This is a genomic window from Pseudomonas sp. PDM13 (genome assembly GCF_025685765.1).
Lineage (GTDB): Bacteria > Pseudomonadota > Gammaproteobacteria > Pseudomonadales > Pseudomonadaceae > Metapseudomonas > Metapseudomonas solani.
On sequence record NZ_JAOTQU010000002.1, the window covers coordinates 17082 to 37083 of the forward strand.

Consider the following 20002-nt stretch of genomic DNA (forward strand, 5'->3'; position numbering starts at 1 on the left):
CTATCGGGTTAGCAAGCGGGCGTCTTGCGACGCCCGCTGCGGCTTACCAGGTTTGGGTGGCTTTGAACTTCTCGATACCGGCTTTGAGGCCAGCGTCGATTTCGTCGTTGAAGTCACCCTTCTCGTTGATCTTCGCCAGCAGAGCGGCGTGATCCCGGTTGAAGTAGGCAATCAGGGCCTGCTCGAAGGCGCCGACTTTGGCGACTTCGACGTCCTGCAGGAAGCCACGTTCGGCCGCGTACAGGCTCAGCGACATGTCAGCGATCGACATGGGCGCGTACTGCTTCTGCTTCATCAGCTCGGTAACGCGTTGACCGTGTTCCAGCTGCTTGCGGGTCGCTTCGTCCAGGTCAGAGGCGAACTGGGCGAAAGCCGCCAGTTCACGGTACTGGGCCAGGGCGGTACGGATGCCACCGGACAGCTTCTTGACGATCTTGGTCTGGGCTGCACCACCTACGCGGGATACCGAGATACCGGCGTTGACGGCCGGACGGATACCCGAGTTGAACATGGCGGATTCCAGGAAGATCTGACCGTCGGTGATGGAGATCACGTTGGTCGGAACGAACGCGGAAACGTCACCGGCCTGGGTTTCGATGATCGGCAGAGCGGTCAGGGAACCGGTCTTGCCAGTCACGGCGCCATTGGTGAACTTCTCGACGTACTCTTCGGAAACGCGGGAAGCGCGCTCCAGCAGACGGCTGTGGAGATAGAACACGTCGCCTGGGTAGGCTTCGCGGCCCGGCGGGCGGCGCAGCAGCAGGGAGATCTGGCGGTAGGCAACGGCTTGCTTGGACAGATCGTCATAAACGATCAGCGCGTCTTCGCCGCGGTCGCGGAAGTACTCGCCCATGGTGCAGCCGGCGTACGGTGCGATGAACTGCAGCGCAGCAGATTCGGAAGCCGAGGCAGCCACCACGATGGTGTTGGCCAGGGCGCCGTTCTCTTCCAGCTTGCGCACGACGTTGGCGATGGTCGATTGCTTCTGACCGATGGCAACGTAGACGCAGCGGATGCCGCTGTTCTTCTGGTTGATGATGGCGTCGACCGCGAGGGCGGTCTTGCCGATCTGACGGTCACCGATGATCAGCTCACGCTGGCCACGGCCTACCGGGATCATGGCGTCGACGGACTTGTAACCGGTCTGTACCGGCTGGTCGACCGACTTACGCCAGATCACGCCCGGCGCAACCTTCTCGACAGCGTCGGTAGCGACGTTGTTCAGAGGGCCTTTGCCGTCGATCGGGTTGCCCAGGGCATCGACCACGCGACCCAGCAGTTCCGGACCAACCGGTACTTCCAGGATGCGGCCGGTGCACTTGGCGCTCATGCCTTCGGCGAGGGTCAGGTAGCTACCCAGTACCACGGCACCCACGGAGTCTTGTTCCAGGTTCAGCGCCATACCATAGACGCCACCGGGGAACTCGATCATCTCGCCGTACATCGCGTCGGCCAGACCGTGAATACGCACGATACCGTCGGATACGCTGACGATGGTGCCTTCGTTACGGGCTTGGGAGGACACGTCGAGTTTCTCGATGCGCCCCTTGATGATTTCACTAATTTCGGACGGATTGAGTTGCTGCATTGCTCTGCTGCCCCTTCAAACTCAGGATTTCAACGCTTCGGCCAGTTTCGCGAGCTTGCCGCGAACCGAGCCATCGATAACCAGGTCGCCGGCACGGATGACGACGCCGCCTATCAGGCTGGCATCCTCCGCGGCGTGCAGGCGCACTTCCCGGCTGAGCCGTGCGCTGAGAACCTTGGCGAGTTTGTCTTGCTGTTCTGTGTTCAATGCAAAGGCACTGGTGACTTCCACGTCGATCGACTTCTCCTGCTCGGCCTTGTACAGCTCGAACAGTTCGGCGATTTCCGGCAGCAGCACGAGGCGGCTGTTCTCGGAGAGCACGTGGATGAAATTGCTTACCGATGCATCGAACTTCTCACCAACCACCTCGACAAAGGTGTTGGCTTTTTCTTCGCTCGTCAGACGCGGGGCTTTGAGCACCTGCTGCATGGTGGTGTCCTGGGACACCGCAGCGGCCAGGCCTAGCATGGCCGACCAGGCGGCCAGCTGCTGATGGGCCTGGGCGTACTCGAAAGCAGCCTTGGCGTAAGGTCGGGCCAGCGTGGTCAGTTCTGCCATGATCGCCCTCGCTTAGATTTCGGCGGCCAGTTTGTTAACCAGCTCCGCGTGCGCGTTTTGATCGATAGTGGCACCCAGGATCTTCTCGGCACCGCCGACGGCCAGGCTACCCAGTTGGGCGCGCAGCGCGTCTTTGACGCTGTTCAGTTCCTGTTCGATCTCGGCCTGAGCCTGCGCCTTGAGGCGCTCGCCTTCTACACGGGCCTGATCGCGAGCTTCGTCGACGATCTGGGTACCGCGTTTCTTGGCTTGCTCGATGATTTCAGCTGCCTGAGTCTTGGCTTCGCGCAGTTGCTGGGCCACTTTTTCGTGGGCCAGCTCCAGGTCACGAGCCGCGCGGTTGGCAGCGTCCAGGCCGTCGGCAATCTTCTTCTGACGGTCGCGCAGTGCCGTGATGACCGGAGGCCACACGAACTTCATGCAGAACAGTACAAAAATGAAGAACGCGACGGACTGGCCGATCAGGGTTGCATTAATGTTCACGCCAACACCTCGCTCGTTCGTTGTCAGTCCAATCCTCTAGAAAGAGGATTATTGGGCTACCTGAGCAATGAACGGGTTAGCGAAGGTGAAGAACAGAGCGATACCAACGCCGATCATGGTCACGGCGTCCAGCAGGCCGGCGACGATGAACATTTTGACCTGCAGCATCGGGACCATTTCCGGCTGGCGAGCGGCGCCTTCCAGGAACTTGCCACCCAGCAGACCGAAGCCGATAGCGGTACCCAGGGCACCCAGGCCAATCAGCAGAGCTACGGCGATCGCAGTGAGACCTACTACAGTTTCCATTTTTCCTCCCGACTTTATGTCGTGTTGGTTAAGGTTTAAGTGAAGCGGTAAAACGAAATCGTCTTCTTTCCAGCTGCCCTTTCGGGCATTCCCGCGCTGGTTGGCGCGGGACCATCTCGAACCCCATCCCTCATCCGCCCTTCGGGCGCCTTCCCCCGAGGGAGAAGGACATCAGGGACGAGCTGCGTTCTTAATGGTTGTCTTCGTGCGCCATCGACAGGTAGACGATGGTCAGCATCATGAAGATGAAGGCCTGCAGGGTGATGATCAGGATGTGGAACACAGCCCACGCCCACTGCAGTGCGATACCCAGGCCGCTGAGCAGGATCATGCCGGCGCCGAACATGACGGCGATCAGGATGAACACCAGCTCGCCGGCGTACATGTTGCCGAACAGACGCAGGGCCAGGGAGATCGGCTTGGCCACCAGGGTCACGAACTCGAGCAGGAAGTTCACCGGGATCAGCAGGATCTGAACGAAGATGTTCTTGCTGCCGAAGGGGTGCAGGGTCAGCTCGCCGACGAAGCCGCCGATGCCCTTGACCTTGATGCTGTAGAAGATGATCAGCGCGAACACCGACAGGGCCATGCCCAGGGTGGCGTTCGGGTCGGTGGTCGGTACGGCACGGAAGAACAGGTGCTCGTTACCGGTGATCTTCGCCGCCAGGACCGGAATCCAGTCGACCGGAACCAGGTCGATGGCGTTCATCAGGAAGATCCAGACGAAGATGGTCAGTGCCAGGGGGGCGATCAGCGGGTTACGGCCGTGGAAGGTGTCCTTCACGCTGCCGTCGACGAAGTCGACCATGACTTCGACCAGGTTCTGCAGGCCGCCGGGGATGCCGGAGGTGGCTTTGCGGGCCGCCATGCGGAACAGGATCACGAACAGCAGGCCTACGGCGATGGACCAGCCCAGGGTGTCCACGTGGAAAGCCCAGAAGCCCATTTCCTTGGCTTGCTCGGCGGTGTGGGCGAAGCCCCATTCGCCGGACGGCAGTTTACCGAAAGTCAGGTTTTGCAGGTGGTGCTGGATATAGCCCGAAGCGGTTTGCTCTGCCATGTTTGCCTCAAACGCCCTAAGGTTTCGAAAATCTTGTTCTCATTAACAGGGGAGCGAACCAGCTGACCGCCTGGGTCAGCAGGAAGACACCGAATACCGCCAGTGCTTCCAGGGGTTTCACGCCTGCGAACGTCAGTGCGAAGAGCACCGCCGTCAGAATCATCTTGCCCATCTCGCCGGCATAAAAAGACCGGACTATCGCCTGAGCCGCGCGCGCTCCACTGAAACGGAACGCCTTGTGGGCGAAATACAGATTCGGCACCCACGCGATCAGGCCGCCGCACAAACCAGAGTAACCAGCTACACCATCGCGCCATAGCCAAAGAACGACAGCGGCGATCAGCAACACGACCAGTTGGGCCAGCAGCACCGGGAATACCGGAAGGCGATGGAAGGGCAGGCGGTTTTGCATGCGTAGATCCATCGCAGCGGGTCCTCTGAGTCGGCGCCTCGAATCAATAACTTGGCATAGTTTGTGCCGACAAAATTGCGCGCAGAGTATAGGGGTGGAATACCCCCTATTCAACTGCCGGGTAGTGAATTCCGACCGCGCGCTACATGGTCAAATGTTTCAGCGAATGTGGGCCAGAACGCCTTGCAACTCGTCGAGGGAGTTGTAGCGGATGACCAGCTGACCTTTGCCTTTCTGGCCGTGTTTTATCTGCACCGGAGCGCCCAGCCGCTCAGCGAGGCGCTGTTCGAGGCGACTGATGTCCGGATCGGCCTTGACCGGTTCGACAGCTTTGTCCTTGCCGCTCAGCCATTGCCGCACCAGTGCCTCGGTTTGGCGCACGGTCAGGCCTCGTGCGACAACATGTCGCGCCCCTTCGACCTGCTGTTCGGCCGGCAGACCGAGCAGGGCACGGGCATGGCCCATTTCCAGATCCCCGTGGGAAAGCAGGGTCTTGATCTCCTCGGGGAGGGCGATCAGGCGCAGCAGGTTGGTGATGGTCACCCGCGATTTGCCGACGGCCTCGGCGACCTGCTGCTGGGTCAGCTGGAACTCCTGCTGCAAGCGCTGCAGGGCAACGGCTTCCTCGATGGGATTGAGGTCTTCGCGCTGGATGTTCTCGATCAGCGCCATGGCGATGGCGGCTTCATCCGGCACTTCGCGCACCAGGGCGGGGATCCGATCCAGGCCGGCCTGGTGGCTGGCACGCCAGCGGCGTTCGCCGGCGATGATCTCGAAGCGACCACCGTCGATGGGGCGCACCACGATGGGTTGCATGACGCCTTGGGCACGGATCGACTGCGCCAGCTCTTCGAGGGCGGTCGGGTCCATGTCACGGCGGGGTTGGTATTTGCCACGCTGGATCAGCTCCAGGGGCAGGTTCTGCAGTTCGCGGGTGTCGGCCTTGGCGGCCTCCTCCTGCAGTACGGTCGCGGTGTTTCCGCCCAGCAGGGCGTCCAGGCCACGGCCCAGACCTCTTTTCTTCGCTGCCATGCGGTTTCCTTATGCAGTAGCGGTTTTGGCGTTCGCACGCTGGCGGCGAACCAGCTCGCCAGCCAGCGCCAGGTAGGCGAGGGCGCCACGGGATTGCTTGTCGTAGACGAGTGCCGGCATGCCGAAGCTGGGAGCCTCGGCGAGACGGACGTTACGCGGGATGACGGCGTCGTAGAGCTTGTCGCCGAAATGCTCCTTGAGCTGCGCGGTGACGTCGTTGGTGAGGCTGATGCGCGGGTCGTACATGGTGCGCAGCAGGCCTTCGATCTTCAGGCTCGGATTGAGCAACTGACCAATGCGCTGGATGCTGTTGACCAGGTCCGACAGCCCCTCCAGCGCGTAGTACTCGCACTGCATGGGAATGATCACGCCATCGGCGGCGACCAGGGCGTTGATGGTCAGCATGTTCAGCGAGGGCGGGCAGTCGATGAGGATGTAGTCGTAGTTCTCGCGGATCGGCGCCAGCGCATAGCGCAGGCGGCTTTCCTTCATCTTCATTTCCAGCAGGGCGACTTCCGCGGCGGTGAGGTCGCGGTTGGCCGGCAGCAGCTGGTAGCCGCCGTGCTCGGAGAATTGCATGGCCTCGGCCAGGTCGCATTCACCGATCAGCACGTCGTAGATGGAGTTTTCCAGGGCGTGCTTGTCGATGCCGCTGCCCATGGTGGCGTTGCCCTGGGGATCGAGATCGATCAGCAGCACGCGGCGCTTGGTCGCAACCAGCGATGCCGCCAGGTTGATGCAGGTGGTGGTCTTGCCCACTCCACCTTTCTGGTTGGCGATCGCGAATACCTTAGCCATGGCTGCCTTTCCCCCTTATTCCGTGCGGCGCAGTATCAGCAGATGGCGTTGACCTTGGCAACCGGGAACCGCCAGGGCGTGCTCCGCGTCAAGGCGGAAGTCCGCAGGCAGTGCAACCAGCTCGTCGGTGGGGTGCAGGCCCTTCATCGCCAGCCAGTGGGTCTCGCCATCGCCCAGGTGACGGGTCCAGTTGGCGAAATCCTCCAGCGAGCTGAAGGCACGGGAAATGATGCCGGCGAACGGGCGCTCGGGCTGCACGGCTTCGACCCGGCTGTGGATAACTTCGAGGTTGTCCAGCTTGAGCTCCAGCTTCACCTGAGTGAGGAAGCGGGTCTTCTTGCCGTTGGAGTCCAGCAGGGTGAAACGGCGTTCGGGGAACAGGATCGCCAGGGGAATACCGGGCATGCCGCCACCGCTGCCGACATCGAGCCAGCTGTCGCCCAGTGCGGCCACATGGGGCACCACGCTGAGGCTGTCGAGCAGGTGGCGCGAGACCATTTCGTCCGGGTCACGCACCGCGGTCAGGTTGTAGGCCTTGTTCCATTTGATCAGCAATGCCAGGTAGCCGAGCAGCAGCTCGTGCTGCCGGGGGGAAAGTTCGACGGCGAGTTGCTGTGCACCACGGGACAGCTCGTCGCCGTGGCGGGAGGTGACGTGCGACATCAGGTGCTCTGCTCCAACTGGCGACCGGCGCCGCGTTTCTTCAGGTGGATCAGCAGCAGCGAAATGGCCGCCGGCGTGACGCCGGGGATGCGCGAAGCCTGGCCGAGGGTTTCCGGGCGGCCTTGGCCGAGCTTGTGCTGGATCTCCTTGGACAGGCCGGAGATGGTCGCGTAGTCGAGGTCGGCAGGCAGGCGCGTGTCTTCGCTGGCGCGCAGGCGGGCGATCTCGTCCTGCTGGCGGTCGATGTAGCCGGCGTACTTGGTCTTGATCTCCACCTGTTCGGCGACCTGCGGGTCTTCGGCGCCGTTGCCGGTCACTTCCACCAGGCCGACATAGTCGATCTCCGGGCGGCTGAGCAGGTTGAGCAGGTTGTATTCATGGGTCAGCGGCGTGCCGAAGCGCTCGGCGATGGCGTCGCCCTGGGGCGTACCGGGACGCACCCAGGTGCTCTTCAGGCGCTGTTCTTCCAGGGCGATGCCTTCGCGCTTGGCTTCGAACGCCGCCCAGCGGCGATCATCCACCAGGCCGAGCTCGCGGCCTTTTTCGGTCAGGCGCAGGTCGGCGTTGTCTTCCCGCAGGATCAACCGGTACTCGGCACGCGAGGTGAACATGCGGTACGGCTCCTGGGTGCCCAGGGTGATCAGGTCATCGACCAGCACGCCGATATAGGCCTCATCGCGACGCGGGCACCAGGCTTCCTTGCCTTGGGCGCGCAGCGCGGCGTTGGCGCCGGCGAGCAGGCCCTGGGCACCGGCTTCTTCATAACCGGTGGTGCCGTTGATCTGGCCGGCGAAGAACAGCCCGCCGATGACCTTGGTCTCCAGGCTGTACTTGAGGTCGCGCGGGTCGAAGTAGTCGTACTCGATGGCGTAGCCCGGACGCACGATGTGGGCGTTCTCCATGCCGCGGATGGAGCGGACGATGTCCAGCTGCACATCGAAGGGCAGCGAGGTGGAGATGCCGTTGGGGTACAGCTCGTGGGTGGTCAGGCCTTCCGGCTCGAGGAACACCTGGTGGCTGTCCTTGTCCGCGAAGCGGTGGATCTTGTCTTCGATGGACGGGCAGTAGCGCGGGCCGACGCCTTCGATCACACCGGAGTACATCGGCGAGCGATCGAGGTTGCTGGCGATGATCTCGTGGGTGCGCGCATTGGTGTGGGTGATCCAGCAGCTGACCTGGCGCGGGTGCTGTTCCTTGTTGCCGAGGAAGGACATCACCGGGATCGGCGTATCACCGGGCTGTTCGGTCATCACCGAAAAGTCCACCGAACGACCATCGATGCGCGGCGGGGTACCGGTCTTCAGTCGGCCGACACGCAGGGGCAGTTCGCGCATGCGCTTGGCCAGGGCGTTGGAAGGCGGGTCGCCGGCACGGCCACCTGAATAATTCTGCAGCCCGATGTGGATAAGTCCGCCGAGGAAGGTACCGGTGGTCAACACCACGGAATCCGCGTGGAAGCGAAGGCCCATCTGGGTCACGACGCCTTTTACCTGATCGTTTTCCACAATCAGGTCATCGCAGGCCTGCTGGAATATCCACAGGTTGGGTTGGTTCTCGAGGATCTCGCGGATGGCTGCCTTGTACAGCACGCGGTCGGCCTGGGCGCGGGTAGCACGCACGGCCGGGCCCTTGCGGCTGTTGAGCACACGGAACTGAATGCCGCCGAGGTCGGTGGCAGTCGCCATCGCGCCGCCGAGGGCGTCGATTTCCTTGACCAGGTGGCTTTTGCCGATGCCGCCGATAGCGGGGTTGCAGCTCATCTGGCCGAGCGTTTCGACGTTGTGCGTCAGCAGCAGGGTTTTCACCCCCATGCGCGCAGCTGCCAGTGCAGCCTCGGTGCCGGCATGGCCGCCGCCGATAACGATCACGTCAAAACGGGAAGGGAAATCCACCACGCACCTCGTGCCTGTTCTGTAAATGGGGAAATAGGGAAGGCGGCAAGTATAGGGACTTCCCCCCTGTGAATGAAGCCTTTTGCACAAAAAATAGCCAACCGTTCGGTGTACTCCCCTTTCGCCTGTCCACATCCTGTTCGACCGGCTTTGGCTTCCCGGGCTTCGGGGCTAATAGATAAGAAGAGAGAAAGAATTCTTATAGAGCTTGTTCATTGTTTATATGAATGGTGAAGGGCTTTTTTGTGGATAAGTGCCTCAAGACCATAAAGGGCGCTGGCTGCAGAGAATGATAAGCCTGTGCTGAACCTGGCGGTTTCCTCCGGGTAAGCCGTGCACCCCCTGTGGATGGAATGGGTACTTATGCACAGGGCGGTTATGCCCCCGGTTATCCTCAGGCTTATGGACGGGGTTCAGGGCTAGTTATCAACAGGGTTTATTTGCCTCTGGATAAGTCCGCGGGCATAAAAAAGCCACCCGAAGGTGGCTCGTTTCATCAGCGGAAAGCCGCTACTTGCCGATGCAGAAGCTGGAGAAGATACGACCCAGCAGGTCGTCCGAACTGAAGGCACCGGTTATCTCCCCCAGTGCCTGTTGAGCATGGCGCAGATCCTCCGCCAGCAGTTCACCCGCCCCGGCCAGGGTGAGCTGCGAGCGGCCGTGTTCCAGATGGCTGCTGGCCTGGCGCAGGGCTTCCAGGTGGCGTCGGCGCGCACTGAAGCTGCTTTCGGCGGTCTGCTCGTAGCCCATGCAGGCCTTGAGGTGCTCGCGCAGCAGTTCGAGGCCCTCTCCCGAACGGGCGGAGAGATTCAGCGTGACGTGGCCATCGGCACTGGTCTGCAGGTCGACGGCGTCGCCTGACAGGTCCGCCTTGTTGCGGATCAGGGTGACCTTGGCCGGGTCGGGGCGGCTGTCGAGGAATTCGGGCCAGAGGGCGAAGGGATCGGCGCTTTCCGCTGCCGTGGCGTCGACCACCAGGAGGACGCGGTCCGCTTCCTCGATGGCCTTGAGGGCACGCTCCACGCCGATCTTTTCCACATGGTCATCGGTATCCCGCAGGCCAGCGGTATCCACAACGTGCAGCGGCATGCCGTCGATGTGGATATGTTCGCGCAGTACATCCCGTGTGGTGCCCGCGATCTCGGTGACGATGGCGGCTTCACGGCCTGCCAGGGCGTTGAGCAGGCTGGACTTGCCGGCATTGGGCCGCCCGGCGATGACCACCGTCATGCCTTCCCGCAGCAGCGCACCCTGGCCCGCTTCGCGCAAGACTGTGGATAAGTTTTCCCGAACCCCATCCAGCAGCCCGAGGACATGGCCATCGGCGAGGAAGTCGATTTCCTCCTCAGGAAAGTCGATGGCGGCTTCTACATAGATGCGCAGCTGGATGAGTCTTTCCGTGAGCCCTTGTACGCGGCGGGAGAATTCACCCTGCAGGGAGCGCAGGGCGTTGCGCGCGGCCTGCTCGGAGCTGGCCTCGATCAGGTCGGCGATGGCTTCCGCCTGGGCCAGGTCGAGCTTGTCGTTGAGGAAGGCACGTTCGCTGAACTCGCCCGGGCGGGCCTGGCGCGCGCCCAGCTCCAGGCAGCGGCGCAACAGCAGGTCGAGCACCACGGGGCCGCCATGGCCTTGCAGCTCAAGGACGTCCTCACCAGTGAATGAGTTGGGGCCGGGGAAATAGAGTGACAGGCCTTCGTCCAGGGTCTCGCCGGCGGCATCCTGGAAGGGGCCGTAATGGGCATGGCGGGGCTTGAGCTGGCGACCGGCGATGGCCTGGGCGATACGGGCTGCCTGTGGGCCGGAGACCCGGACGATGCCGACGCCGCCACGGCCTTGGGCGGTGGCGACGGCGGCGATGGTTTCACGCACAGCGTTCATGGCTGGCTCCCGGAAGGTCACTGAATGGCGGATAGCAAGACGCCCCACTGAGGGGGCGTCTTGTTCAACGGATTACAGCGTGGTTATCAGGCCGCTGCTTTCTTCGTCGCTGCTTCGATCTTGCGGGTAATGTACCACTGCTGGGCGATGGACAAGCAGTTGTTGACCACCCAGTAAACCACCAGACCGGCAGGGAACCAGAGGAAGAAGAAGGTGAAGATGATCGGCATCAGCTTCAGTACCTTCGCCTGCATGGGGTCCGGCGGCGTCGGGTTCAGCTGCTGCTGGATGAACATGGTGGCGCCCATGATGATCGGCAGGATGAAGAACGGATCCTTGATCGACAGGTCGGTGATCCAGAACATCCACGGGGCCTGGCGCATCTCGACGCTTTCCAGGAGTACCCAGTAGAGGGCGAGGAAGACCGGCATCTGCACCAGGATCGGCAGGCAGCCACCGAGCGGGTTGATCTTCTCCTTCTTGTACAGCTCCATCATCGCCTGGGACATCTTCTGGCGATCGTCACCGAACTGTTCCTTCAGCGCCTGCAGCTTCGGCGACACGGCGCGCATGCGGGCCATGGACTTGTAGCTGGCGGCGGAGAGGGGGAAGAAGGCGAGCTTGATCAGCACGGTCAGGGCGATGATCGACCAGCCCCAGTTGCCGAGGATGCTGTGGATATGTTGCAGCAGCCAGAAGATCGGCTGGGCGATGAACCACAGGAAGCCGTAGTCGACGGTCAGTTCCAGGCCCGGGGACAGTTCCTTCAGGTGGTTCTGCACCTTCGGACCGGCGTACAGGGTGGCGGAGGTTTCGCCCTGGGCACCGGCAGCGACGCTCAGGCTGGAACCGACGAAGCCGACGATGTAGTTGCCTTTCGGATCCTTGCGGGTCTGGATGACGTTGGTCTGGCCCTTGTCGGCGACCCAGGCGGTCACGAAGTAGTGCTGCAGCCAGGCGACCCAGCCACCGCTCACGCTTTCCTTGAACCAGGCGTCGGGATTGCCTTCGCGGCGCTTCTCGTCCTGCTTGTCGATGTCCTTGATGGAGATCTTCTTGTAGGGCTCGCTGGGGGTCCAGACGGCAGCGCCGAGGTAGGTCGAAACGCCGGTCGCGGTGCTGGAGGACGGGTCGGCGCTGCCGTCGCGCTTGAGCTGCGCGTACATGCTGCCGTTCCAGGCCTGGGCGCTCTGGTTATCGATGCGGTAGGCGACCTGCAGGTCGTACTTGCCGCGGGTCAGGGTGAAGCGCTTGACGTAGTTGACGCCGTTTTCGCTGAAGGTCAGCTCGACCACCAGCTGATCCTGGCCGTCTTCCAGTTTGTACTGGCGCTGAGTGGCGCTGTAGAGCGGGCGGCCGGTGGGGCGCGCATCGGGACCGTTGGTGCCGATCAGGCCGCTCTGGGCCTGGTAAAGACGCTCGTTGCCGTTGTCGAACAGCTGGAAGGGGACATCCGGGCGGTCCTGGCGACGGGGGTACTTCGGCAGGGTCAGCTGAACGATGTCGCCGCCGTTGGGGTCGATGGCCAGATTGAGCACGTCGGTTTCGACGCGGATCAGCTCGTTGCTCGGCGCCACCTGAGCAGCGGCAGGTGCGCTGTGCTCGGTATTGTCGGCGGTCGGGACGTCGTCATTGGCGGCTTGCTGAGTCGGAGTCGCGGAGTCAGGCAGCGTCGCGGTGTTGGCGGCGGGTGCACTGGCGGTCGGCAAGGCGGCCTGGCCGTAGTCCTGGTTCCACTGGAGAACCATCAGGTAGGACACGATTGCCAGGGCGACGATCAGGATCGAGCGTTGAATATCCATGATTACTCGGCCATCGAAGAGGATTGGGAGGTTTTTACGGGCGGAACCGGGTCGTAGCCGCCGGGATTCCAGGGATGACAGCGGCCCAGCCGACGCGCAGTCAGCCAGCCACCGCGAAGGAGACCATGATTTTCGATGGCCTCCAGCGCGTAGCAGGAACAGCTGGGATAGAAGCGACAGTGACTGGCCATCAGCGGGCTGATGGCATAGCGGTAGAACTGGATCGGTACGAGGGCCAGTTTACGCATGGGGACTGTCGGCCACCCCTGATTCGGTCTGGGATTCAGGGCGAGGCCGGCTGCGGGCTAGACGCTTCCAGAGCTTTTCGAACTGATGCTTCAGTTCTTCGTTCTCCAGATCACCCAGGCCTTTTTTCGCCACGATCACGATGTCCCAGCCGGCCAGCAACTCGAGGTTGTGGCGGAAGGTTTCTCTGATCTGGCGTTTGAGGCGGTTGCGTTCGACTGAAAGCTTGACGCTCTTCTTGCCGATCACCAAGCCGAGGCGGGGATGATCCAGAGCGTTGTCGCGCGCGAGCAGCAGGACGTTCTTGCCGGGAACCTTGCCGGTTGGGGAGTCGAAGACTGCCTTGAATTGCCGGGGGACCAGCAGACGCTTCTCCCGGCCGAAGCCTCGACTCACCACCTGTTCCGGGTGAATCAGACGGTCAGGCGCTTGCGGCCCTTGGCGCGACGACGCGACAGGACTGCACGGCCGTTCTTGGTAGCCATGCGGGCACGGAAACCGTGAACACGAGCGCGCTTGATGGTGCTGGGTTGGAAAGTGCGTTTCATGATGCTTTACCTGGGTGATCACAACGGGCCGACGTGGCCCCCGTTTAAAGAGACCGGCGATTCTAGAGAAATGGCGCGTGCAGGTCAATTTCCAACCAACCTGTTCCGATCAAAAGAATAAGAAAGGAAGAAGTACTTAAGAAAGGCTTGTTTTGTTTATAACTCTTGGTTGCATCAGGTCCTGTGGAAAACTGTCTCCGGGCTACGGCAGGCGAAGGCTTGACCAAAGGATAAGCCTGTCCGAAAGCGGTGCCCTGGCTGTGTGCGGTCTGGGGGCAAGCTGGGGATTAAAGTACGAGTTGCTCACAGGGAGGTTGTCCACCGTGTTCCGGGTGGGGTTGTCCAGAGGGTTGTTGTGTGGTTATCCACAAAGTTTCGAGGCACGCTTCCCGGATTGAAGATATCCAATAACATCTTGATTTTCCTTGGTGAAACGCCGTTCTTCATGTGGATAACTTTGTCCACGGCAGCTACAATGACGCCTGTTTTTTCGCGTCGTACTCCTTTCCGTTTGGGGGATATCCGTGTCAGTGGAACTTTGGCAGCAGTGCGTCGAGCTATTGCGTGACGAGCTGCCCGCCCAGCAATTCAACACCTGGATCCGCCCGCTGCAGGTCGAGGCCGAGGGAGACGAGCTCCGTGTCTACGCGCCCAACCGTTTCGTGCTGGATTGGGTCAATGAAAAGTACATGGGCCGCCTTCTCGAACTGCTCGGCGAGCGTGGCAACGGACTCGCCCCAGCCCTTTCCTTATTAATAGGCAGCAAACGCAGCATGCCACCGCGTGTCGCGCCGCTGCCGATTACGGCTCCGCCCGTGATGACAGCTCCTCCGGTTGCGCCCGTCGCTGCGCAGCGCGTGGAGACGGTGCAGGATTCCCGGGGCGGCTTCGATCCCCTGGCGTCGGTGTCGGCACCGCAGGCCGTGCGCACCGAGCGTTCGGTCCAGGTCGAGGGTGCGCTCAAGCACACCAGTTACCTGAACCGTACCTTCACCTTCGAGAACTTCGTCGAGGGCAAGTCCAACCAGTTGGCCCGCGCGGCTGCCTGGCAGGTGGCGGACAATCCCAAGCACGGCTACAACCCGCTGTTCCTCTATGGCGGCGTAGGCCTGGGTAAAACCCACCTGATGCACGCGGTGGGCAACCACCTGCTGAAGAAGAACCCCAACGCCAAGATCGTCTACCTGCATTCCGAGCGTTTCGTGGCGGACATGGTCAAGGCGTTGCAGCTGAACGCGATCAACGAGTTCAAGCGCTTCTACCGCTCGGTGGATGCCCTGCTGATCGACGATATCCAGTTCTTCGCCCGCAAGGAGCGTTCCCAGGAAGAGTTCTTCCACACCTTCAACGCCCTGCTCGAGGGCGGCCAGCAGGTGATCCTCACCAGCGACCGCTACCCGAAGGAAATCGAAGGCCTGGAAGAGCGCCTCAAGTCCCGCTTCGGCTGGGGCCTGACCGTTGCCGTGGAGCCGCCTGAGCTGGAGACCCGAGTCGCCATCCTGATGAAGAAGGCCGAGCAGGCGAAGGTCGACCTTCCCCACGATGCGGCCTTCTTTATTGCCCAGCGCATCCGCTCCAACGTGCGTGAGCTGGAAGGCGCGCTGAAGCGGGTGATTGCCCACGCCCACTTCATGGGCCGCGACATCACCATCGAGCTTATCCGTGAGTCGCTGAAGGACCTGCTGGCCCTGCAGGACAAGCTGGTCAGCATCGATAACATTCAGCGCACCGTGGTCGAGTACTACAAGATCAAGATCTCCGACATGCTCTCCAAGCGCCGCTCGCGTTCGGTAGCACGTCCGCGCCAGGTGGCCATGGCTCTTTCCAAGGAGCTGACCAACCACAGCCTTCCGGAGATCGGGGACGCCTTTGGCGGACGAGACCACACCACAGTTCTGCACGCCTGTCGTAAGATTGCGGAACTCAGGGAATCCGACGCGGATATCCGCGAGGACTACAAGAACCTGCTGCGTACGCTCACCACTTGATAGCTCAAGCGCAGCCCATTGAGGCAAGGGACTAGACCATGCATTTCACCATTCAACGCGAAGCCCTGTTGAAACCCCTGCAACTGGTCGCCGGCGTCGTCGAGCGCCGCCAGACCTTGCCGGTTCTCTCCAACGTTCTTCTGGTCGTGGAAGGCCAGCAGCTGTCGCTCACCGGCACCGACCTCGAAGTCGAACTGGTTGGCCGCGTGGCCCTGGAAGAGACCGCCGAGCCTGGCGAAATCACCGTTCCGGCACGCAAGCTGATGGATATCTGCAAGAGCCTGCCGAGCGATGCGCTGATCGACATCCGCGTGGATGAGCAGAAGCTGCTGATCAAGGCCGGCCGCAGCAAGTTCACCCTGTCGACGCTGCCTGCCAATGACTTCCCCACCGTCGAGGAAGGCCCGGGTTCGCTGACCTTCAGCCTGGTGCAAAGCAAACTGCGTCGCCTCATCGAGCGCACCAGTTTCGCCATGGCCCAGCAGGATGTCCGCTACTACCTGAACGGCATGCTGCTGGAAGTCAGCGCCAACCTGCTGCGCGCCGTCGCCACCGATGGTCACCGTCTGGCCATGTGCTCCATGGAGTCCGGTATCGAGCAGGCCGATCGTCATCAGGTGATCGTGCCGCGCAAAGGCATTCTCGAACTGGCTCGCCTGCTCACCGAGCAGGACGGCGAAGTGCGCATCGTCCTTGGCCAGCACCACATCCGTGCCACCACCGGCGAGTTCACCTTCACCTCCAAGCTGGTGGACGGCAAGTTCCCGGATTACGAGCGCGTCCTGCCCCGTGGCGGCGACAAGCTGGTAGTGGGTGATCGTCAGGCCCTGCGTGAAGCCTTCAGCCGCACCGCGATTCTTTCCAACGAGAAGTACCGCGGTATCCGTCTGCAACTGGCTGCCAGCCTGCTGAAAATTCAGGCCAACAACCCGGAGCAGGAAGAGGCCGAGGAAGAAGTGGCCGTCGAGTACAACGGCAGCAACCTGGAAATCGGTTTCAACGTCAGCTATCTGCTGGACGTGCTGGGCGTGATGACCACTGATCAAGTGCGTCTGATCCTCTCCGATTCCAACAGCAGCGCCCTGCTCCAGGAAGCGGACAACGACGACTCCGCCTACGTCGTTATGCCGATGCGCCTGTAACCACTCGATGTCCCTCAGCCGCGTCACTGTCACCGCGGTGCGTAACCTGCACCCGGTGACACTCTCCCCCTCCCCCCGCATCAACATCATCCACGGCGCCAACGGCAGCGGTAAAACCAGCGTGCTCGAGGCCATCTATCTCCTCGGCCTCGCCCGCTCCTTCCGCAGCGCCAAACTGCAACCGGTCATCCAGTACGAGCAGCCCGCCTGCACGGTATTCGGCCAGGTTGAATTGCTCGAAGGGCGTAGCAGCAGCCTGGGGATTTCACGCGATCGCCAAGGCGAGTTCCAGATTCGTATCGATGGGCAGAATGCGCGCAGTGCTGCGCAGCTCGCTGAAACGCTGCCGCTGCAGGTGATCAACCCGGACAGTTTCCGTTTGCTCGAAGGCGCCCCGAAGATCAGGCGGCAGTTCCTCGATTGGGGAGTGTTCCACGTGGAACCTCGATTTCTGCCTGCTTGGCAGCGCCTGCAGAAGGCCCTGAGACAGCGGAACTCGTGGCTCCGGCATGGTACACTTGACGCCGTTTCGCAAGCGGCTTGGGACCGGGAACTGTGCTTGGCCAGCGATGAAATCGATGGTTATCGGCGGGCCTATATTCAGGCCTTGAAGCCTGTTTTCGAACGCACCCTGGGTGAGTTGGTCGAACTCGATGCGCTCAGCCTGAGCTACTACCGAGGCTGGGATAAAGATCGCCAGCTCTCCGAAGTACTCGCCTCTTCCCTCCTCCGGGACCAGCAAATGGGACACACCCAATCTGGCCCCCAACGAGCCGATTTGCGACTGCGCCTTGGAGCGCATAACGCGGCCGATATCCTTTCGCGTGGTCAGCAGAAGCTGGTCGTCTGTGCGCTACGAATCGCGCAGGGGCACCTGTTGAACCAGGCCAAGCACGGCCAATGTATCTATCTGGTGGACGACCTACCGTCTGAACTGGATGAGCAGCACCGGCGCGCACTGTGCCGCTTGCTGGACGATTTGGATTGCCAGGTGTTCATCACCTGTGTCGATCACGAACTAATGAGGGACGGCTGGCGAACGGATACGCCGGTAGCCATGTTCCACGTGGAACATGGTGGTATCACCCAGACCTTTGATCATCGGAGTGAAGCATGAGCGAGAACAATACGTACGACTCTTCCAGCATTAAGGTGCTGAAGGGACTGGACGCCGTACGCAAGCGCCCCGGCATGTACATCGGCGATACCGATGATGGTACCGGCCTGCACCACATGGTGTTCGAGGTCGTCGATAACTCCATCGACGAAGCGCTGGCGGGCTACTGCTCCGAGATCAGCATCACCATCCACACCGATGAATCCATCACCGTTCGCGACAACGGCCGTGGTATTCCGGTGGATATTCACAAGGAAGAAGGCGTCTCCGCCGCCGAAGTCATCATGACCGTGCTCCACGCCGGCGGTAAGTTCGACGACAACACCTACAAGGTGTCCGGCGGTCTGCACGGTGTAGGTGTATCGGTGGTGAACGCCCTCTCCGAAGAGCTGCGCCTTACCATTCGCCGCGCGGGCCAGGTCTGGGAACAGATCTACCACCATGGCGTGCCGCAGTTCCCCCTGCGCCCGGTCGGTGAGACCGATGGCACCGGCACTGAAGTGCACTTCAAGGCTTCCAGCCAGACCTTCAACAACATCCATTTCAGCTGGGACATCCTGGCCAAGCGCCTGCGCGAACTCTCCTTCCTCAACTCCGGCGTGGGCATCGTCCTGCGTGACGAGCGCTCCGGCAAGGAAGAGCTGTTCAAGTACGAGGGTGGCCTGAAGGCGTTCGTCGATTATCTGAACACCAACAAGACCGTGGTGAACCAGATTTTCCACTTCAACATGCAGCGCGAAGAAGACGGCGTAGGCGTGGAAGTGGCCCTGCAGTGGAACGACAGCTTCAACGAGCACATCCTCTGCTTCACCAACAACATTCCTCAGCGCGACGGCGGTACCCACCTTGCCGGCTTCCGCTCGGCGCTGACGCGTAACCTGAACAACTACATCGAGCAGGAAGGCCTGGCGAAGAAATTCAAGATCGCCACCACCGGTGATGACGCCCGTGAAGGTCTTACCGCCATCATCTCGGTCAAGGTTCCGGACCCGAAATTCAGCTCCCAGACCAAAGACAAGCTGGTCTCCAGCGAAGTCAAAACCGCGGTCGAGCAGGAGATGGGCAAGTACTTCGCCGACTTCCTGCTGGAAAACCCCAACGAAGCCAAGGCCGTCGTCGGCAAGATGATCGACGCCGCCCGCGCCCGTGAAGCCGCGCGCAAGGCCCGTGAGATGACCCGCCGTAAAGGCGCCCTGGATATCGCTGGCCTGCCCGGCAAGCTTGCCGACTGCCAGGAGAAGGACCCTGCCCTCTCCGAACTCTACATTGTGGAGGGTGACTCCGCGGGCGGTTCTGCGAAGCAGGGCCGTAACCGCAGGACCCAGGCGATCCTGCCGCTCAAGGGCAAGATCCTCAACGTTGAGAAGGCTCGCTTCGACAAGATGCTGTCGTCGCAGGAAGTCGGCACCCTAATCACCGCGCTCGGCTGCGGTATCGGGCGTGAGGAATACAACATCGACAAACTGCGCTATCACAACATCATCATCATGACGGACGCCGACGTTGACGGCTCGCACATCCGTACCTTGCTGCTGACCTTCTTCTTCCGTCAGATGCCCGAGCTGATCGAGCGCGGCTACATCTACATCGCCCAGCCGCCGCTCTACAAGGTGAAGCGCGGCAAGCAGGAGCAGTACATCAAGGACGACGAGGCCATGGATGAATACATGACCCAGTCGGCCCTGGAAGACGCCAGCGTGCACGTCAACGAGAGCGCTCCTGGCCTCTCTGGCGAGGCCCTGGAGCGCTTGGTCAACGAGTACCGTGCGGTGATGCGCACCCTCAAGCGCCTGTCGCGCCTGTACCCGCAGGAGCTAACCGAGCACATGGTCTACCTGCCCCGCGTAAGCGTGGAGCAGCTGGCCGACCAGGCTGCCATGCAAAGCTGGCTGGAGGGCTTCCAGGCGCGCCTGAGCGCTTCCGAGAAGTCCGGGCTGACCTACTCCGCCAGCCTGCGTGAAGACCGCGAGCGTCACCTCTGGCTGCCCGAGGTGGAGCAGGTTGCCCATGGTCTGTCTCACTACATCACCTTCAACCGCGACTTCTTCGCCAGCAACGACTACAAGCTGGTAACCGCCCTGGGCGACCAGCTGAACAACCTGCTGGAAGAAGATGCCTTCGTGCAGCGTGGTGAGCGCCGCAAGGCCATCACCAGCTTCAAGGAAGCCCTGAGCTGGCTGATGACCGAAAGCACCAAGCGTCACACCATCCAGCGATACAAAGGGCTGGGTGAGATGAACCCGGAGCAGCTGTGGGAAACCACCATGGACCCGAACGTGCGCCGTATGCTCAAGGTCACCATCGAGGATGCCATCGGCGCCGACCAGATCTTCAACACCCTCATGGGTGATGCGGTCGAACCCCGCCGCGATTTCATCGAAAGCAATGCCCTGGCGGTATCCAACCTCGACGTTTGAGTCGATGCCCAGGGGCCGCTAGATGCCCCCAAATGGACGGGTGATTGTCCATTGATTGATACGCCAGACCCC

The 20002-nt window shown here is 61.6% G+C and carries 19 protein-coding genes; 4 read left to right on the plus strand and 15 right to left on the minus strand.

The genetic code is table 11. From position 1 onward, the window contains the following. Positions 1-43 precede the first annotated feature (43 nt). From atpA to rpmH, 15 genes are all read right to left on the minus strand, one after another. Complete coding sequence (gene atpA / locus OEJ36_RS01995) at positions 44-1588, minus strand: F0F1 ATP synthase subunit alpha (protein WP_021217149.1); 1545 nt, start codon at positions 1586-1588, stop codon at positions 44-46. A gap of 21 nt (positions 1589-1609) precedes the next feature. Beyond that, entirely contained in the window at positions 1610-2146 is a 537-nt protein-coding gene (locus tag OEJ36_RS02000) for a F0F1 ATP synthase subunit delta (RefSeq protein ID WP_021217148.1), read from the minus strand. A 12-nt stretch (positions 2147-2158) separates the two neighbouring features. Next, the gene (locus OEJ36_RS02005) at positions 2159-2629 is read right to left on the minus strand and encodes a F0F1 ATP synthase subunit B (RefSeq protein ID WP_021217147.1); all 471 of its coding nucleotides are present in this window, start codon (positions 2627-2629) and stop codon (positions 2159-2161) included. Between the two features lie 48 nt (positions 2630-2677). Then, positions 2678-2935, minus strand: coding sequence for a F0F1 ATP synthase subunit C (gene atpE / locus OEJ36_RS02010; protein ID WP_003457994.1), 258 nt, complete (start codon positions 2933-2935; stop codon positions 2678-2680). 190 nt (positions 2936-3125) lie between these two features. Continuing rightward, a complete protein-coding gene (gene atpB, locus OEJ36_RS02015; RefSeq protein ID WP_021217146.1) occupies positions 3126-3995 on the minus strand; it encodes a F0F1 ATP synthase subunit A in 870 nt (289 codons plus the stop codon). A 16-nt stretch (positions 3996-4011) separates the two neighbouring features. Beyond that, the gene (locus OEJ36_RS02020; protein ID WP_043241800.1) at positions 4012-4419 is read right to left on the minus strand and encodes a F0F1 ATP synthase subunit I; all 408 of its coding nucleotides are present in this window, start codon (positions 4417-4419) and stop codon (positions 4012-4014) included. A 147-nt stretch (positions 4420-4566) separates the two neighbouring features. Continuing rightward, the gene (locus tag OEJ36_RS02025) at positions 4567-5439 is read right to left on the minus strand and encodes a ParB/RepB/Spo0J family partition protein (protein WP_021217144.1); all 873 of its coding nucleotides are present in this window, start codon (positions 5437-5439) and stop codon (positions 4567-4569) included. Positions 5440-5448: 9 nt separating this feature from the next. Beyond that, complete coding sequence (locus OEJ36_RS02030; RefSeq protein WP_021217143.1) at positions 5449-6237, minus strand: ParA family protein; 789 nt, start codon at positions 6235-6237, stop codon at positions 5449-5451. Between the two features lie 15 nt (positions 6238-6252). Then, a complete protein-coding gene (gene rsmG, locus OEJ36_RS02035) occupies positions 6253-6900 on the minus strand; it encodes a 16S rRNA (guanine(527)-N(7))-methyltransferase RsmG (protein ID WP_263400184.1) in 648 nt (215 codons plus the stop codon). After that, positions 6900-8792: a tRNA uridine-5-carboxymethylaminomethyl(34) synthesis enzyme MnmG gene (gene mnmG, locus OEJ36_RS02040; RefSeq protein ID WP_263400185.1), complete on the minus strand. Its 1893-nt coding sequence runs from the start codon at positions 8790-8792 to the stop codon at positions 6900-6902. The genes rsmG and mnmG overlap by 1 nt, the downstream gene beginning before the upstream one ends. Positions 8793-9302: 510 nt before the next feature. Then, positions 9303-10670: a tRNA uridine-5-carboxymethylaminomethyl(34) synthesis GTPase MnmE gene (mnmE, locus tag OEJ36_RS02045; RefSeq protein WP_263400186.1), complete on the minus strand. Its 1368-nt coding sequence runs from the start codon at positions 10668-10670 to the stop codon at positions 9303-9305. 86 nt (positions 10671-10756) lie between these two features. Continuing rightward, a complete protein-coding gene (yidC, locus tag OEJ36_RS02050) occupies positions 10757-12472 on the minus strand; it encodes a membrane protein insertase YidC (RefSeq protein WP_263400187.1) in 1716 nt (571 codons plus the stop codon). A 2-nt stretch (positions 12473-12474) separates the two neighbouring features. Continuing rightward, complete coding sequence (yidD, locus tag OEJ36_RS02055; RefSeq protein ID WP_021217138.1) at positions 12475-12720, minus strand: membrane protein insertion efficiency factor YidD; 246 nt, start codon at positions 12718-12720, stop codon at positions 12475-12477. Further along, a complete protein-coding gene (gene rnpA, locus OEJ36_RS02060; RefSeq protein ID WP_263400188.1) occupies positions 12713-13117 on the minus strand; it encodes a ribonuclease P protein component in 405 nt (134 codons plus the stop codon). Before rnpA ends, yidD begins: the two co-directional genes overlap by 8 nt. A 14-nt stretch (positions 13118-13131) precedes the next feature. Further along, positions 13132-13266: a 50S ribosomal protein L34 gene (gene rpmH / locus OEJ36_RS02065; protein WP_021217136.1), complete on the minus strand. Its 135-nt coding sequence runs from the start codon at positions 13264-13266 to the stop codon at positions 13132-13134. Between the two features lie 524 nt (positions 13267-13790). Here rpmH and dnaA point away from each other — a divergent pair. The 4 genes from dnaA to gyrB are packed head-to-tail and all read left to right on the plus strand — an operon-like array spanning position 13791 to position 19930. Beyond that, positions 13791-15254 carry a chromosomal replication initiator protein DnaA gene (gene dnaA, locus OEJ36_RS02070; RefSeq protein WP_031286948.1) on the plus strand — a complete coding sequence of 488 codons (1464 nt, stop codon included), beginning with the start codon at positions 13791-13793 and terminating at the stop codon, positions 15252-15254. Positions 15255-15292: 38 nt separating this feature from the next. Further along, positions 15293-16396, plus strand: a complete 1104-nt coding sequence (dnaN, locus tag OEJ36_RS02075) for a DNA polymerase III subunit beta (RefSeq protein WP_263400189.1) — start codon at positions 15293-15295, stop codon at positions 16394-16396. Between the two features lie 7 nt (positions 16397-16403). Further along, positions 16404-17513 carry a DNA replication/repair protein RecF gene (gene recF / locus OEJ36_RS02080; protein WP_184488150.1) on the plus strand — a complete coding sequence of 370 codons (1110 nt, stop codon included), beginning with the start codon at positions 16404-16406 and terminating at the stop codon, positions 17511-17513. Next, positions 17510-19930, plus strand: coding sequence for a DNA topoisomerase (ATP-hydrolyzing) subunit B (gene gyrB, locus OEJ36_RS02085; protein ID WP_263400190.1), 2421 nt, complete (start codon positions 17510-17512; stop codon positions 19928-19930). Before recF ends, gyrB begins: the two co-directional genes overlap by 4 nt. Positions 19931-20002 lie beyond the last annotated feature (72 nt).

Excerpts from the sequence above, each read along its gene's own strand:
- OEJ36_RS02025 (WP_021217144.1), bottom strand. The coding sequence starts at position 5,439 with ATGGCAGCGAAGAAAAGAGGTCTGGGCCGTGGCCTGGACGCCCTGCTG.
- OEJ36_RS02020 (WP_043241800.1), bottom strand. The coding sequence starts at position 4,419 with ATGGATCTACGCATGCAAAACCGCCTGCCCTTCCATCGCCTTCCGGTA.
- atpB (WP_021217146.1), bottom strand. The coding sequence starts at position 3,995 with ATGGCAGAGCAAACCGCTTCGGGCTATATCCAGCACCACCTGCAAAAC.
- atpE (WP_003457994.1), bottom strand. The coding sequence starts at position 2,935 with ATGGAAACTGTAGTAGGTCTCACTGCGATCGCCGTAGCTCTGCTGATT.
- dnaN (WP_263400189.1), top strand. The coding sequence starts at position 15,293 with ATGCATTTCACCATTCAACGCGAAGCCCTGTTGAAACCCCTGCAACTG.
- yidC (WP_263400187.1), bottom strand. The coding sequence starts at position 12,472 with ATGGATATTCAACGCTCGATCCTGATCGTCGCCCTGGCAATCGTGTCC.
- rpmH (WP_021217136.1), bottom strand. The coding sequence starts at position 13,266 with ATGAAACGCACTTTCCAACCCAGCACCATCAAGCGCGCTCGTGTTCAC.
- OEJ36_RS02030 (WP_021217143.1), bottom strand. The coding sequence starts at position 6,237 with ATGGCTAAGGTATTCGCGATCGCCAACCAGAAAGGTGGAGTGGGCAAG.
- gyrB (WP_263400190.1), top strand. The coding sequence starts at position 17,510 with ATGAGCGAGAACAATACGTACGACTCTTCCAGCATTAAGGTGCTGAAG.
- mnmE (WP_263400186.1), bottom strand. The coding sequence starts at position 10,670 with ATGAACGCTGTGCGTGAAACCATCGCCGCCGTCGCCACCGCCCAAGGC.
- OEJ36_RS02000 (WP_021217148.1), bottom strand. The coding sequence starts at position 2,146 with ATGGCAGAACTGACCACGCTGGCCCGACCTTACGCCAAGGCTGCTTTC.
- rsmG (WP_263400184.1), bottom strand. The coding sequence starts at position 6,900 with ATGTCGCACGTCACCTCCCGCCACGGCGACGAGCTGTCCCGTGGTGCA.
- recF (WP_184488150.1), top strand. The coding sequence starts at position 16,404 with ATGTCCCTCAGCCGCGTCACTGTCACCGCGGTGCGTAACCTGCACCCG.
- atpA (WP_021217149.1), bottom strand. The coding sequence starts at position 1,588 with ATGCAGCAACTCAATCCGTCCGAAATTAGTGAAATCATCAAGGGGCGC.
- yidD (WP_021217138.1), bottom strand. The coding sequence starts at position 12,720 with ATGCGTAAACTGGCCCTCGTACCGATCCAGTTCTACCGCTATGCCATC.